This is a genomic window from Pseudomonas sp. S150 (assembly GCF_004526365.1).
Taxonomy (GTDB): Bacteria; Pseudomonadota; Gammaproteobacteria; order Pseudomonadales; family Pseudomonadaceae; genus Aquipseudomonas; species Aquipseudomonas putida_A.
Genome location: NZ_CP038207.1, coordinates 1130579 through 1144348, shown reverse-complemented (window position 1 = coordinate 1144348; position 13770 = coordinate 1130579). Strand labels below are relative to the sequence as shown.

15 protein-coding genes are annotated in these 13770 nt (G+C 61.7%); 8 read left to right on the top strand and 7 right to left on the bottom strand.

The genetic code is table 11. The features are described from left to right. Positions 1-34 precede the first annotated feature (34 nt). Together tsaE and E3Z29_RS05260 are read right to left on the bottom strand one after the other, a co-directional pair. Positions 35-505, bottom strand: a complete 471-nt coding sequence (tsaE, locus tag E3Z29_RS05265) for a tRNA (adenosine(37)-N6)-threonylcarbamoyltransferase complex ATPase subunit type 1 TsaE (RefSeq protein WP_098966932.1) — start codon at positions 503-505, stop codon at positions 35-37. Beyond that, entirely contained in the window at positions 493-1992 is a 1500-nt protein-coding gene (locus E3Z29_RS05260; protein ID WP_134785303.1) for an NAD(P)H-hydrate dehydratase, read from the bottom strand. Before E3Z29_RS05260 ends, tsaE begins: the two co-directional genes overlap by 13 nt. A gap of 63 nt (positions 1993-2055) precedes the next feature. Here E3Z29_RS05260 and queG point away from each other — a divergent pair, with 63 nt between their 5' ends. Next, positions 2056-3135 carry a tRNA epoxyqueuosine(34) reductase QueG gene (queG, locus tag E3Z29_RS05255; RefSeq protein ID WP_134785302.1) on the top strand — a complete coding sequence of 360 codons (1080 nt, stop codon included), beginning with the start codon at positions 2056-2058 and terminating at the stop codon, positions 3133-3135. Here the strand turns inward: queG and E3Z29_RS05250 are convergent. Together E3Z29_RS05250 and orn are read right to left on the bottom strand one after the other, a co-directional pair. After that, positions 3117-3728 (bottom strand): trimeric intracellular cation channel family protein, encoded by a 612-nt coding sequence (locus E3Z29_RS05250; RefSeq protein ID WP_003221099.1) that lies wholly within the window; start codon positions 3726-3728, stop codon positions 3117-3119. The two genes, queG and E3Z29_RS05250, sit on opposite strands and share 19 nt — an antisense overlap. 204 nt (positions 3729-3932) lie before the next feature. Continuing rightward, entirely contained in the window at positions 3933-4475 is a 543-nt protein-coding gene (orn, locus tag E3Z29_RS05245; protein WP_003221098.1) for an oligoribonuclease, read from the bottom strand. A gap of 107 nt (positions 4476-4582) precedes the next feature. On the opposite strand from orn, the gene rsgA reads away from it, so the two are divergent. The 4 genes from rsgA to E3Z29_RS05225 all read left to right on the top strand — a co-directional run bounded on the left by rsgA (position 4583) and on the right by E3Z29_RS05225 (position 7681). After that, the gene (gene rsgA / locus E3Z29_RS05240) at positions 4583-5614 is read left to right on the top strand and encodes a small ribosomal subunit biogenesis GTPase RsgA (protein ID WP_003221096.1); all 1032 of its coding nucleotides are present in this window, start codon (positions 4583-4585) and stop codon (positions 5612-5614) included. Positions 5615-5826: 212 nt separating this feature from the next. Then, positions 5827-6234, top strand: a complete 408-nt coding sequence (locus tag E3Z29_RS05235) for a TIR domain-containing protein (RefSeq protein WP_134785301.1) — start codon at positions 5827-5829, stop codon at positions 6232-6234. A gap of 2 nt (positions 6235-6236) precedes the next feature. Continuing rightward, on the top strand, positions 6237-7196 hold the full coding sequence (locus E3Z29_RS05230) for a caspase family protein (protein ID WP_098966926.1): 960 nt from the start codon (positions 6237-6239) through the stop codon (positions 7194-7196). After that, positions 7196-7681: a toll/interleukin-1 receptor domain-containing protein gene (locus tag E3Z29_RS05225; RefSeq protein ID WP_134785300.1), complete on the top strand. Its 486-nt coding sequence runs from the start codon at positions 7196-7198 to the stop codon at positions 7679-7681. The genes E3Z29_RS05230 and E3Z29_RS05225 overlap by 1 nt, the downstream gene beginning before the upstream one ends. 51 nt (positions 7682-7732) lie before the next feature. Here E3Z29_RS05225 and motB read toward each other — a convergent pair whose 3' ends face one another. Continuing rightward, positions 7733-8809 (bottom strand): flagellar motor protein MotB, encoded by a 1077-nt coding sequence (gene motB / locus E3Z29_RS05220; RefSeq protein WP_134785299.1) that lies wholly within the window; start codon positions 8807-8809, stop codon positions 7733-7735. A gap of 3 nt (positions 8810-8812) precedes the next feature. After that, the gene (gene motA / locus E3Z29_RS05215; RefSeq protein WP_007952169.1) at positions 8813-9664 is read right to left on the bottom strand and encodes a flagellar motor stator protein MotA; all 852 of its coding nucleotides are present in this window, start codon (positions 9662-9664) and stop codon (positions 8813-8815) included. Between the two features lie 166 nt (positions 9665-9830). On the opposite strand from motA, the gene E3Z29_RS05210 reads away from it, so the two are divergent. Genes E3Z29_RS05210 through asd form a run of 3 tightly spaced genes read left to right on the top strand, consistent with a single transcriptional unit; the run spans position 9831 to position 13105 of the window. Further along, positions 9831-11369, top strand: a complete 1539-nt coding sequence (locus E3Z29_RS05210; protein WP_098966923.1) for an HDOD domain-containing protein — start codon at positions 9831-9833, stop codon at positions 11367-11369. Between the two features lie 42 nt (positions 11370-11411). Continuing rightward, on the top strand, positions 11412-12245 hold the full coding sequence (gene rhdA / locus E3Z29_RS05205; RefSeq protein ID WP_134785298.1) for a thiosulfate sulfurtransferase: 834 nt from the start codon (positions 11412-11414) through the stop codon (positions 12243-12245). After that, positions 12245-13105, top strand: a complete 861-nt coding sequence (gene asd / locus E3Z29_RS05200) for an archaetidylserine decarboxylase (protein ID WP_027611402.1) — start codon at positions 12245-12247, stop codon at positions 13103-13105. Before rhdA ends, asd begins: the two co-directional genes overlap by 1 nt. Before the next feature lie 60 nt (positions 13106-13165). Here asd and E3Z29_RS05195 read toward each other — a convergent pair whose 3' ends face one another. Continuing rightward, positions 13166-13567, bottom strand: a complete 402-nt coding sequence (locus E3Z29_RS05195; RefSeq protein ID WP_027611401.1) for a hypothetical protein — start codon at positions 13565-13567, stop codon at positions 13166-13168. Positions 13568-13770: the final 203 nt, after the last annotated feature.

Sequence of the window (13770 nt, the reverse complement as noted above, 5' to 3'; positions counted from 1 at the left end):
CCAACGCGCGAAAGCGCATACCTAACCCCATCATTTAATTGGATTCCAATGCCAAAGCGGCACACCAGGCCTCGCCACGCGAGCCCTGGGATAAAATTTTCAGCGAACGCCCGCTGTCTTGCGGGCTAATGGTAATGGTCAGGTCAGGCTTTGGCAAAAAGCCTGCACCTTTATCGGGCCACTCGATCAGGCACAGTGCGTCGTCTTCGAAATAGTCGCGGATGCCGAGAAACTCCAGCTCCTCCGGATCGACCAGGCGATACAGGTCGAAGTGGAAGGCGCGCACATCACCGATCTCGTAGGGTTCGACCAAGGTGAAGGTCGGACTTTTTACCGCGCCGACATGCCCCAACCCACGAATGATGCCCCGCGACAGGGTGGTTTTGCCCATGCCCAGATTGCCTTCCAGGAAAATCAGGCCGTGACCCTGGGTAATGCGGGCGATCCGTGCGCCAAAGTCGCTCATGGCCTGTTCATCGGCCAGGTACAGGGTTACTTCAGACACGGTGCATGCTCCTCCAACAACTGACGAATGACTGGAATCAGATCACTGGCCGCCAGCCCACGGCCGAATTTACCTTGTTGCGCGCCGGCATTGGCGTGCAGCCAGACGGCCAGGCAGGCGGCATCGAAGCCGTTCATGCCTTGGGCCAACAACGCGCCAGTCAAGCCGGCGAGTACGTCGCCCAGGCCGGCGGTTGCCATGGCCGGATGGCCTTGATGACACAGCGCCAGACGCCCATCGGGGTGGGCGATCAGGCTGCCGGCGCCTTTGAGCACGACGACGGCCGAGTATTTTTTGCTCAACGCCCGCGCGGCGGCCGGACGATCTGCCTGCACCTCAGCGGTACTCACGCCCAGCAGGCGCGCCGCCTCGCCCGGATGCGGGGTGATCACGCATTCCTTGGGCAGACTGACAAATCCGCTCGCCAGCAGATTCAATGCGTCGGCGTCCCAAACCTGTGGCAGCGGCGCATTGGCAGCAGCGGATAACAGCGCCCGCCCCCAACTCGCCTGCCCGAGTCCCGGACCAACCACCAGCACCGAAACCTTTTCCAGCAGCCCCATCAACTGATTGGCCGACGACGTGCCGAGCACCATGACTTCCGGGATTCGCGTCAGCGCTGCCGGGACATGTTCCGAACGGGTTGCCAGCGACACCATTCCGGCGCCGCTGCGCAAGGCCGTTTCGCTACTGAGCAGAATCGCCCCGCCAAAACCCTGATCGCCGCCGATCAGCAGCAAGTGCCCGAAGCGCCCTTTGTGTGCAGCGGGCGCACGCGGGGCCAATCGTGGAAGATTAGCCGCCGAGAGACGCAGAGCGCTGACAGGAATGTCACGGTAAATGTCGGCGGCGGCTTGCAGATCGTTAAACACCAACGCCCCGACCTGATCCGCCGCATCCCCGGTGAACAGGCCGAGCTTCAAGCCGATGAAAGTCACGGTAAGGTCAGCGTGAACCGCAATGCCGAGGACATGTCCGGTATCGGCACACAGTCCGGAAGGAATATCCACCGCCACCACCGGCAGGCCACTGGCATTGATCGCCTTGATTGCAGCGGCATACGGTTCACGGACATCGCCGGCCAGCCCGGTGCCGAGCAAGGAATCGACAATCACCCCGCGCAGCTCGCTTTGCGCGGCCCAACCCTGCACGGCGACGCCATCGTTGATGGCCTGCGCATAAGCCTGTGCTGCATCGCCCTGCAAACGTTGCGGATCACCGACGGCCAGCACCCGCACCGCCCACCCGGCCCGGTGCGCCAGCGCGGCGATCAGAAAACCATCACCGGCGTTGTTGCCATGCCCGGCAAGCACAGTCATTTCGCTCGCCGACGGCCATTGCCGCACCAATGCACGCCAGGTCGCGTGCGCGGCGCGCTGCATCAATTCGAAGCCCGGCGTGCCCGCAGCGATCAGCCGCGCATCGAGTGCTCGCACCTGTGCAGCGCCATACAGCGCGTCGGGTAATTCATCTTTCGTGTGCGGCATGCGTCTTCGGGCTCCGATGTCTGGCAGAATTATACGCACCTCAGCTCCGGTTTCTCTCGCCTCATGTCCGCCATCACCACAGATCTGCCCGCCCTCGCCCAATCGATCAAGGATTGGGGCCGCGAGCTGGGCTTCCAGCAAGTCGGCATCAGCGGTCTGGACCTGGCCGAGCATGAGCAGCACCTGGAGCGCTGGCTCGCCGCCGGCTACCACGGCGAAATGGATTACATGGGCGCCCACGGCAGTAAACGCTCGCATCCGGAGCAACTGGTTCCGGGTACGTTACGCGTGGTTTCGCTGCGCATGGACTACCTGCCCGGCGACACGCAAATGGCGCAAATGCTCGCGCAACCGGAGAAAGCCTACGTTTCGCGTTATGCCTTGGGCCGCGATTACCACAAATTGATCCGTAAACGTGTGCAGCAATTGGCTGACAAGATTCAGTCGGAGATCGGCCCGTTCGGTTTTCGCGCCTTCGTCGACAGCGCCCCGGTGCTGGAAAAAGCCATCGCCGAGCAGGCCGGGCTGGGCTGGATCGGCAAAAACACTTTGGTACTGAACCGAAAGGCCGGCAGTTATTTCTTCTTGAGCGAACTGTTTGTCGATCTGCCGCTGCCGGTGGACGAACCGCACAGCAGCGAACATTGCGGGCGCTGCACCGCGTGCCTGGACATCTGCCCGACCAACGCCTTCGTCGGCCCCTATGTGCTGGACGCCCGGCGCTGCATCTCCTACCTGACCATCGAACTGAAAAACGCCATCCCCGAAGACCTGCGCCCGCTGATCGGCAACCGCGTGTTCGGCTGCGACGACTGCCAGATCGTCTGCCCGTGGAACCGCTTCGCCAAGCCATCCGGGGAAAGCGATTTCAAGCCACGGCACAACCTGGACAACGCCGAACTGGCGGAGCTGTTCATGTGGGACGAGGACAAATTCCTCAGCAGCACCGAGGGTTCGCCGCTGCGCCGCGCCGGTTACGAACGCTGGTTGCGCAATCTGGCGGTCGGGCTGGGCAACGCGCCGTCGAGCATTCCGGTGCTGGAGGCCTTGAAGGCGCGCCGTGACTACCCATCAGAGCTGGTGCGTGAACATGTCGAGTGGGCGCTGAGACAGCACGCTGAACGTCAAGGCGCGTCGTTGTAGACAAACTTGGGCATTTCCCAGTGGAACCGAATCGCCAGCAACCGCAACAGAAAACCGCCGAACAAAGTGATCAGAATCGCCTGCTCGCTCGGCACATTCAGGTACAGGCAGAGCATGTAGCACCACGCGGCGGCGAACGAGACGCTGGCGTACAGTTCGCGGCGGAAGATCAGCGGGATGTCGTTGCAGAAGATGTCACGCAGGATGCCGCCGAAGACGCCGGTGATCACCCCACTGACCGAGGCCACCAGCATGCCGTGGCCCATTTCCAACGCGGTCATGCAGCCGATCAGGGTGAACGCCACCAGACCGACCGCATCGAGCACCAGAAACAATGAGCGCAGGTGACGCATCCAGCGTGCGGTGAATACAGTGAGCATCGCGGCGGCCGAAGTCAGCACCAGGTATTCCGGGTGCTTGACCCACGTCAGCGGATAATGCCCGAGTAACACATCGCGCACCGAACCGCCGCCCAATGCAGTGACGCAGGCGATCAACACCACCCCGAACCAGTCCATGCCGCGCCGCCCGGCAGACAGCGCGCCGGTCATGGCTTCAGCGGTAATGGCGATCAGATAGAGCATCAGCAACATGGCGGCGGTCCTGGCAGGAAGGCGCGCAGTCTAGCCATTTCAGCGCCGCACCAGAAGGGGGCGCGCTCCGGGATGCATTTCTGACTTGAATCTTACGGGACTCTGACGCCCTCTTCGCGAGCAAGCCCGCTCCCACAGGGGGGACGCATTCCAAATTGTGGGAGCGGGCTTGCTCGCGAAGACGTCAGGGCAGACACCCCTCAATCAGAACTTGATGAAATGCTTGCGGTAGTGCTGCAGCTCGGCGATCGACTCGCGGATGTCGTCCAGCGCCAGGTGAGTGCTGCCCTTCTTGAAGCTGTCGCGCACGTCCGGTGCCCAGCGTGCGGCCAGCTCTTTGAGTGTCGACACGTCGAGGTTGCGGTAGTGAAAGTAGCTTTCCAGTGCCTTCATGTGGGTATAAAGGAAGCGACGATCCTGGCAGATGCTGTTGCCGCAGATCGGCGACTTGCCCTTCGGTACCCATTTCTCGAGGAAAGCGATGGTTTCGGCCTCGGCCTCGGCCATGCTGATACGGCTGTCACGCACGCGCTGGGTCAGGCCCGAGTTGCCGTGGGTGCGGGTGTTCCACTCGTCCATGCGGGCGAGCACTTCGTCACTGTGGTGAATGGCGATCACCGGGCCTTCGGCCAGGGTGTTCAGGTCACTGTCGGTGACGATGGTGGCCATTTCGATGATGACGTCGTTTTCCGGATCCAGACCGGTCATTTCCAGGTCGATCCAGATCAGGTTCTGCGGGTTTTGCATATTCGGGCTCCTAGGCAATGCTGCGCAGTTTAGCCTAGGCCGGTGCCCGGGCGTGCTAAACTCGCGGCCGTTTTACCTAATCGCTGCATTCTTCAGACGGAACACCCATGGCCAAACGCCAACTCAATCGTCGTCAAAACTGGCGCATCGAAAAGATTCAGGGCGAGCGCGCCGCCCGCGCCGCCAAACGCGAGTCCTCGGCGGTCGAAGCCCTCGAGGGCGGCGACCTCGGCCCCGAGCAACACGGCCTGGTGATCGCCCACTTCGGTGTGCAGGTCGAAGTCGAGGCTGTGGACGGCGAACAAGCCGGCCAGGTTTTCCGTTGCCACTTGCGCGCCAACCTGCCGGCGCTGGTGACCGGTGATCGGGTAGTCTGGCGCGCCGGCAACCAGGGCATCGGGGTGATCGTCGCGCAACTGCCGCGCAGCACCGAACTCTGCCGCCCGGACAGCCGTGGCCAGCTCAAGCCGGTCGCCGCCAACGTAGACATGATCGTCATCGTCTTCGCGCCGCTGCCCGAGCCGCATGCCAACCTGATCGACCGCTACCTGGTCGCTGCCGAACACGCCGGCATCCGCCCGTTGCTGTTGCTGAACAAGTTCGACCTGATCGACGAGCAGAACGCCCCGGCACTCAACGCCCTGCTGGCGGTGTACCGCACGCTGGGTTATCCGGTGCTGGAAGTCTCGGCGCATCACGGCAATGGCATGGAACAGTTGCAGAAGCAGCTCGACGGGCGCATCAGCGTGTTCGTCGGCCAGTCCGGCGTCGGCAAGTCGTCGCTGGTCAACAGCCTGCTGCCGGAAGTCGAAACCCGTGTCGGCCCGTTGTCGGAGCTGTCCGGTCAGGGCACGCACACCACGACCACCGCACGCCTGTTCCACTTCCCGGGCGGCGGCGAGTTAATCGACTCCCCGGGTATCCGTGAGTTCGGTCTGGGCCACGTCAGCCGCGCCGACGTCGAAGCCGGTTTCATCGAGTTCAATGACCTGCTCGGCACCTGCCGCTTCCGCGACTGCAAACACGATCGCGAACCGGGTTGCGCACTGCTCAAGGCCCTGGAAGACGGCCGCGTGCAGCAGCAGCGGATGAACAGCTACCGCTCGATCATCGCCAGTCTGCCGGAAAACGGCTACTAAACAGCTGCACCGGCAGCCCCTCGTCCGAGGGCTGCCGGATGTGGGACCGCGCCTGACAAATCCTCGATTCCGTTAAACGTCAGACTCTTCTGACAGACTCGTTCGCACCTGTTTGCAGGACATTTCTCTTTCACCGCCCAGCCCTTGTAGGCTCGCGTCAGATGCCTAGATTGGGGTCCTCCTTCGCACCTTCGCGACCTTCGAGGAACCCCATGCAGACCTACCATTTGTTCATCAGCCATTCGTGGAACTACGCCCACGCTCACGACAATCTGGTGCGCCTGCTCGGCGCCAGACCGGATTTCAGTTTCAAGAATTTTTCCGTGCCGCCGCACAACCCGATCATGGGCGCGCAGACCGACAAGCAGCTCGAGGAAGCCATCGAAAACAAGATTCGCCCGTGCTCGGCGGTGCTGATCATGGCCGGGATGTATTCGACTTACAGCAAGTGGATCAACAAGGAAATCGAGATCGCCAAGCGCATGGACAAAGTGATCATCGCGATCAAGCCGTTCGGCGCCGAGCGCATTTCCACTGTCGTGCGTGAGGCGGCGCACGCCGAATGCGCGTGGAACACCAACAGCATCATCGGTGCGATCCGTCAGCACACGGCGGTGTAACCATGCGCAAGGGACTGTTTATCGGCATCAACCACTACGACCACGTCTCGCCCTTGAGCGGCTGTAACAACGACGCCATGGCCATGGCGTCGGTGCTGGAGCGTCATGCCAACGGGCGACCGAACTTCAGCAGCAAAGTGCTGACTTCAGCCGAAGAAAAACTCACGCTCAGCCACATGAAACAGCAGATCCAGAGCCTGTTCTCAGGCGATTGTGACGTGGCACTGCTGTACTTCGCCGGCCATGGTCAGTTTGACACCAGCATCGACGAAGGACTCCTGATTCCCCAGGACTATCAGCCTGGCGGAGACGGGATCCGCATCAGCGACATTCTGGAATGGGCGGACAAGGCCCCGCACATCAAGAACAAAATCATCATTCTCGATTGCTGCCAGGCCGGCGCAGCAGGCGCCATGCGCAATCTGCGTGGCGGCAGCAGTGTGATCGGCGAAGGCGTGACCATTCTCACGGCCTGCAAAAAAGAACAGTACGCCCTGGAAAGTCGCGGTCATGGCGTATTCACGGATCTGTTGCTGCAAGCGCTGCACGGTGGCGCTGCCAACGTACTCGGCAAGGTCACCCCCGGTAGCGTTTACTCATTTGTCGACAATGCGCTGGGCGCCTGGGAACAGCGTCCGGTATTCAAGACCAATGTCTCGCAGTTCGTACCGCTGCGCGAGGTCGCGCCGCTGATTGCCGAGGAAACCCTGCGCAAACTCAAGGACTGGTTCCCGGAGCCGAGCTTCGTTTTCAGACTCGATCCCAGCTACGAGCCCACCGAAGCGCTGTTCGACCCCGAGCACGGCGACATTTTCAAGCAACTGCAAATGTGCAATCGCCACAGCCTGATCGAACCGGTCGACGCCGAACACATGTACTACGCCGCCATTCACTCCACTGGCTGCCGCCTCACGGCGCTCGGCGCCTATTACCGTGAACTCGCCCTCAAAGGACACTTCTGATGCCCGTATTCATCAGCTACCGCCACATCGATCGTCCGCAAGCCATGGCGATCAATGCGCAATTGATGCAGGCCAACATCAAGACTTACCTCGACGTACTCGACCCGGAGTCGCAGACCACCGACGACATCACCGGGGTGATCACCCGCAACATCACCGAATGCACGCACCTGCTGGCAGTGGTTTCGGAGAAAACCGCGTTGTCGTGGTGGGTGCCGTTCGAAATCGGCGAAGCGACGATCAGCAACCGCCGGATCTGCTCGTTCCGCACCGGGCCGGCAAAGCTGCCGGAGTATCTGGACAAGTGGCCGAAGCTGAGCACGGCCAGTGATCTGAATTTCTTCATCGATGCCTATCGTGAAGAAGTATCGAGCAAGCGCTCGATGACGCTGGATTCGAGCAACGAATCCTTCAGCGGCACCTATAAGCGCAACGCCGATCTTTTCCATGAACAACTGAAGAACCGGATTCGGCGCGGTTTCTGAGACCAATCGACAGCCACAAAAAAGCCGACATCACTGTCGGCTTTTTGTCGCTCACTGCTTCGGCGCAGGGGCCGGCGCAGCGGCTGGCGGAGCTGTTGGCGCTGGCGCCGCAGTCCCCGGCACTGCCGGTTTCGGTGCGGCGTCGTCGAACAGGTTCAAGCGTTCGCGCAACTCGTGCGCCGGCACAGGTTGCTGATCCGCCGGCAGCGCGTTCGGATCGACCGGCGTCGCCGGAGCGGCGCCGTTCTGACCTTCGGCGGCTGGCTTGGCCGCGTCGGCACCTTGCGAACCTTCGATGGCCGCCTGGGCCTTTTTGGTCAGGACCACAATGTCGATGCGGCGGTTGACCGGGTTGAACGGGTTTTCCTTGTCGAACAGCGCCGACGAGGCGTAACCGACGACCCGCGCCACCTGCGAATCCGGATAGCTGCCTGCCACCAGCGCACGCCGCGCGGCGTTGGCACGGTTGGCCGAGAGTTCCCAGTTGCCGAAATCGCCGGTGCCGGTGTACGGCTTGGCGTCGGTGTGGCCGCTGATGCTGATCTTGTTCGGCACCGCTTTGATGGTGTCGGCCATGGCCAGCAGGATGTCTTCGAAGTACGGCTTCAGGCGTGCGGAACCTGAGTCGAACATCGGCCGGTTTTCCGCGTCCATGATCTGAATGCGCAAGCCGTTCGGGGTGATCTCGAACAGGATCTGATCCTTGAACTTCTGCAGCTGCGGGTTCTCGTCGACCTTGTTCTGCAGTTCTTGCAGCAACAGCTCCAGGCGTTCTTTCTCGACCTGCTCGGCCATGCCTTCGACCTGCTCGGTGTCGACCGTGACCTTGTCCGGTTGCGGCTGCGACTTCACCTCAGGGTTGAGGGTGTTTTCCGGCGCCAGGGTCGGCGTGCCGCCCAGATCAATGATGTACGGCGTGCCACTTTCGGAGAAGCCGACCGGGTCCTTGAAGTAACCGGCGATGGCGATCTTTTGCTCAGGCGTTGCGGTGGACAGCAGCCACAACACCAGGAAGAACGCCATCATCGCCGTGGCGAAGTCGGCGAAGGCGATTTTCCACGCCCCGCCGTGGTGCCCACCGGCTATGCGCTTGACGCGCTTGATGATTATCGGCTGATTATTTTCCATGGCTTAGCGACCGCGAACGGCTTGTTCCAGCTCGGCAAAGCTTGGACGGTGCGCCGGGTACAGAACCTTGCGCCCGAACTCCACGGCCAGCGATGGCGGCATGCCGGAAGCCGACGCCACCAGCGAGGCCTTGATGGCTTCGTAGACGTTCAGTTCTTCCTTGGCATCGTGCGCCAGGGAATGCGCCAACGGCCCGAAGAAGCCGTAGGCCGCGAGAATACCGAAGAAGGTACCGACCAGTGCCGCACCCACGTGCAGACCGATGGACTTCTGATCGCCTTCACCCAGGGACGCCATGGTCACCACGATACCCAGTACCGCCGCGACGATACCGAAACCGGGCATGGCGTCGGCGATGCCGTTCACCGCATGGGACGGGTGCTCGAGGTCTTCCTTGAGGCTGTAGAGTTCCATGTCGAACAGGCCTTCCAGCTCATGCGGAGCCATGTTGCCGGAGGACATGATGCGCAGGTAGTCGCAGATGAACGCGGTCATGCGTTCGTCTTTGAGCACGGCCGGGTACTTGGCGAAGATCGGGCTTGCGGCAGCGTCTTCGATGTCGCCTTCGATGGCCATCATGCCTTCGCGGCGGCTCTTGTTGAGGATCTCGTAGATCAGGCCGAGCACTTCCAGATAGAACGTGTGGCTGAAGCGCGAACTGAACATGCTCAGGGATTTCTTGAGCACGTGCATCGTCATGTAACCGGGGTTGGCCTGGAGGAATGCACCGAGGGCCGCACCACCGATGATCATCACCTCGAAGGGCTGGATCAGGGCGGCAATTTTGCCGTGGGAGAGCACGTATCCGCCGAGCACGCTCGCGAATACGACGATGATGCCGATAATTTTAGCCATAGGTAGAAAGTACTTATTTAAGTCGGGTTCAAGGTCATATTCGGAAGTTAAAAAATCTCTTCTTCTACTTATCGGCAAAACTGCGCCAGACTATAGCCAGTTCAGGCGAAAAGCCAATTTAGCCCATGCCGGGCGCGTCTACAGTCAGTGAAGATCTCGTCCAGACATGGCTAATGAAACGAACGTCCCACACGCAAAACCGACCACGCTCGAGGGCTGGGTCAAACTGCTCGATGGCGTGCGCCTGCCCGTGCCGCAAGAGGCGCACGACAAGGTTTGCCGGGCGATCCGCGACAACCGCAGCTCGTTGCGCGATATCGCCGACCTGATGCAGGACAGTCCGGCGCTGGCCTTGAGCATCATCCGTGAGGCAAATCGTCACACCCACGGCACCATGGCCGCTCCGGCGGAAAATCTCGAGGTGGCGATCAACCGTCTGGGCCTGGCGCGTACCGAAGAATTGCTCGCACGTCTGCCCGTCGAACCGCAGATGCAGATCCCCAAGGCCTTGCGCCAACTGCAGATGATCAGCCAGCACGCGACACAACAGGCCAACGGTTTTTTTGCCAGTCGCCTGGCGCGCCTGTGGCAGGACATCCACTGGGGCAGCCTGTTGTTTCTGTCGCCGTTATGGCCGCTGGCGCTGACGTTTCCCGAATTGCTCGAAGAGTGGGAGCTGCGGGTTATCCACAAGGGCGAATCGGCACGCACGGTCGAGAAGCAACTGTTTGGCGTGCGCCTGCTGAAAATCGCCGAAGCGCTGGTACAAGTCTGGCACCTGCCGATCTGGGTGCAGCAGGGTTATAAACTGCTGCTCAGCGAACAGCGCGAACTGGTGAAAGTCCTGCGTATCGCCCGCGACAGCGAACACCCGCTGCGCCAGCAGAATCGCCTCGACGACGATCCGACCCTGCGCCGCTGGCTCAATCAGCCGGCCAACACCGTGTTGCTGGCCAACGGCCTGGCGCTGTCGGCGCAACAGGCCTGGGACAGTCCGCACAGCGAGCGCTGGCAGTACCTGACCAGCCTTTATCTGCAAATCTCGATGGACGAAGTGCAGCAGCAGTTGCACCAGCAAGCCGCCAACAGTGCGCGCCAGCATGCCATGCCCGATCTGTGGCACCCGGCCGTTTCATTATTATGGCCATGGGGCACCCATCGCTTGCCGGCCGGGATGCTGCCGGCGGCGGCGCCGAATGCCGAGGATCTGACTCAATGGCGCCGGCAATGCGCCGAACTGCTGGCCGAGCCAAGTCGCTTCACCAATGCCATGAGCCTGACCGTCGCCGCCCGTGATGCGCTGGTCGCCAGCGGCATGCGCCGGGTGATGATTCTGATGGCCGACCGCACGCAATCGAATCTGCGGGTGAACCAGACCTTCGGTTTGCCGAAGGAAGCCGCCGCGCTGAATTTTGTCGTCAGTCAGAGCAAAGTCTTGCAGCGCCTGCTCGCACAACAGGCACAGGTGCGGATCAACCCCGAGAACAACGCACAATTTTCCGCATTGTTGCCGCCGGGCCTGCGTGCGCTGTTCCGTGGCGAGCATCTGTTCCTGCGTTCGCTGGTCAATAACGGCCGGGTGATCATGATCGTCGTCGCCGACCAGGGCGGTGGGCCGTTCGCCGACATCAGCGTGCAGGCTTTCGGCAAAACCGCGCAGTGCATCGAAAAGGCCCTGCACAGCTTTAGCAGCCGTGGCCGATGAGGCTGCGCTACAATCCCCCCCTTTGTGCTCTGGAGACCTCACATGTCTGACTTCTCTGGCTTGCCGCTCGTCATCGAACCGAGCGACCTGCTCCCTCGGCTGGATGCCAGCGAACTGATTCTGGTGGACCTGACCAGTGCCGCCCGCTATACCGAGGGCCATCTGCCCGGCGCACGTTTTGTCGACCCCAAGCGCACCCAGCTCGGCCAGCCGCCGGCGCCGGGGCTGCTGCCGGCCAAAGCGGATCTGGAAGCGTTGTTCGGTGAGTTGGGCCATCGTCCAGACGCGGTCTACGTGGTCTATGACGACGAGGGCGGTGGCTGGGCCGGGCGTTTCATCTGGCTGCTCGACGTGATCGGTCACGACAAATACCACTACGTCGACGGCGGTCTGCCGGCGTGGCTGGAAGCCGGCATGCCGATGTCGATCCAGGTGCCGCCTGCGGTGGGCGGCCCGGTGGCGCTGACCCTGCACGACGAGCCGACGGCAACCCGCGAATACCTGCAAAGCCGTCTCGGCGCCGCCGATCTGGCGATCTGGGACGCACGCGGGCCGCTAGAATATTCCGGTGAGAAAGTGCTGGCCGCCAAGGGTGGACACATCCCCGGCGCGGTGAACTTCGAATGGACCGCCGGCATGGACAAGGCGCGTCAATTGCGGATTCGCACGGACATGCCGCAGATCCTCGAAGACCTCGGGATCACCAAGGACAAAGAAATCATTACCCACTGCCAGACCCATCACCGGTCGGGCTTCACTTATCTGGTGGCCAAGTCCCTCGGTTATCCGCGGGTCAAGGGCTACGCCGGTTCCTGGGGCGAATGGGGCAACCACCCTGACACGCCTGTCGAGATTCAAGGTTCTAAGGACAACTAATGAAAGAGCGTCTGTTTATCCTCAGCCAGTACCTGCTGCCTCATCACCTGCTGTCGCGCCTGGCCGGTTGCGTCGCCGAGTGCCGCGTGCGCTGGTTCAAGAATGCCTTCACCCAGTGGTTCGCCAAGCGTTATCAGGTGGACATGTCGCAAGCGCTGGTCGAAGACCTGACCGCCTATGAGCACTTCAACGCGTTCTTCACCCGAGCCCTGAAAGACGGCGCGCGGCCACTGGACCAGACTCCGGGCGCGATCCTCAGCCCGGCCGACGGTGCGGTCAGCCAGCTCGGCCCGATCGAACACGGTCGGGTGTTCCAGGCCAAGGGCCACAGCTTCAGCGTGCTGGAACTGCTGGGCGGTGACACGGCGAATGCCGCGCCGTTCATGGGCGGCGACTTCGCCACCATTTACCTGTCGCCGAAGGATTATCACCGCGTGCACATGCCGCTGGCCGGCACCCTGCGCGAGATGGTCTACATCCCGGGCCGGATCTTCTCGGTCAACCAGACCACTGCGGAAAACGTTCCGGAGCTGTTCGCCCGCAACGAGCGTGTAGCATGCATTTTCGACACCGAACGCGGGCCGATGGCCGTGGTGCTGGTCGGCGCGATGATCGTCGCCTCGATCGAAACCGTGTGGGCCGGTCTGGTCACCCCACCGAAGCGCGAACTGAAAACCTTCCGCTACGACGAAGCCGCCCGTGCGCCGATTCATCTGGAAAAAGGTGCGGAACTGGGGCGCTTCAAGCTGGGTTCGACGGCGATCGTGCTGTTTGGCCCGGATCAAGTGAAGTGGGCTGAAGAACTGGTAGCGGGTTCGCCAGTGCAAATGGGCCAGGCCCTGGCCCTGCCGACGGCCTGAGCCGGCTGATCCGCCCTTTCACACGTCTGTGAAGGGGCGGACACGACCTGGGAGGCGCCGTTACTCTATCTGCCCACGGAAGCCGATCGGCCCTTCGTTGGCGTAGGTATTGGTGCCACTGAGGTTTTTCCCTCCATCGCTGGAAGTGACGCTCAACGCGACAACGTTCTGATTGTCCCGGCCACCGATCACCCACTTGCCGCCCGGATGCCATGGGGCATCATTGCCACCCCACTGGTTCTCGACGTTGTATTGATTTTGACCGGTGCGCTGCGCCTTGAAGCCAATCGGGCCTTCGCCGGCGTAAGTCATGGTGCCGGTGAAGCTTTTGCCGCCATCGCCCGACTTGATCTCGATGGCGACGACTTGCTGGTTGTCCCGCCCGCCCAGCACCCAGGTTCCACCCGGATGCCACGGTGCCGAACTACCGCCCCATTGATTTGCCACTGCATATTTAGACATGAACCTCATCTCCTTGAAGTTTCGGGAGACCTGCCCGAGGTTGACGGCAGGCCGTGCAACCGTGCGTTTCCGATCGCACGCCTGAGAGACTAGTAGGGCTTGTTGAATGGCATCCGGCCAGCAGTCCAGCGGTCAAAAAGCCTGATGCCATCCGGCGAAACAGACCACAGCTGCTAGAGTTCTTGGTGTTGCCAATTTCGCCG

What these genes read in the sequence shown, in the direction of transcription:
- motB (WP_134785299.1), bottom strand. Translation starts at nt 8,809, where the DNA reads ATGGAAAATAATCAGCCGATAATCATCAAGCGCGTCAAGCGCATAGCC.
- orn (WP_003221098.1), bottom strand. Translation starts at nt 4,475, where the DNA reads ATGCAAAACCCGCAGAACCTGATCTGGATCGACCTGGAAATGACCGGT.
- E3Z29_RS05225 (WP_134785300.1), top strand. Translation starts at nt 7,196, where the DNA reads ATGCCCGTATTCATCAGCTACCGCCACATCGATCGTCCGCAAGCCATG.
- queG (WP_134785302.1), top strand. Translation starts at nt 2,056, where the DNA reads ATGTCCGCCATCACCACAGATCTGCCCGCCCTCGCCCAATCGATCAAG.
- rhdA (WP_134785298.1), top strand. Translation starts at nt 11,412, where the DNA reads ATGTCTGACTTCTCTGGCTTGCCGCTCGTCATCGAACCGAGCGACCTG.
- E3Z29_RS05250 (WP_003221099.1), bottom strand. Translation starts at nt 3,728, where the DNA reads ATGTTGCTGATGCTCTATCTGATCGCCATTACCGCTGAAGCCATGACC.
- E3Z29_RS05195 (WP_027611401.1), bottom strand. Translation starts at nt 13,567, where the DNA reads ATGTCTAAATATGCAGTGGCAAATCAATGGGGCGGTAGTTCGGCACCG.
- asd (WP_027611402.1), top strand. Translation starts at nt 12,245, where the DNA reads ATGAAAGAGCGTCTGTTTATCCTCAGCCAGTACCTGCTGCCTCATCAC.
- E3Z29_RS05235 (WP_134785301.1), top strand. Translation starts at nt 5,827, where the DNA reads ATGCAGACCTACCATTTGTTCATCAGCCATTCGTGGAACTACGCCCAC.
- motA (WP_007952169.1), bottom strand. Translation starts at nt 9,664, where the DNA reads ATGGCTAAAATTATCGGCATCATCGTCGTATTCGCGAGCGTGCTCGGC.
- E3Z29_RS05230 (WP_098966926.1), top strand. Translation starts at nt 6,237, where the DNA reads ATGCGCAAGGGACTGTTTATCGGCATCAACCACTACGACCACGTCTCG.
- E3Z29_RS05260 (WP_134785303.1), bottom strand. Translation starts at nt 1,992, where the DNA reads ATGCCGCACACGAAAGATGAATTACCCGACGCGCTGTATGGCGCTGCA.
- rsgA (WP_003221096.1), top strand. Translation starts at nt 4,583, where the DNA reads ATGGCCAAACGCCAACTCAATCGTCGTCAAAACTGGCGCATCGAAAAG.
- E3Z29_RS05210 (WP_098966923.1), top strand. Translation starts at nt 9,831, where the DNA reads ATGGCTAATGAAACGAACGTCCCACACGCAAAACCGACCACGCTCGAG.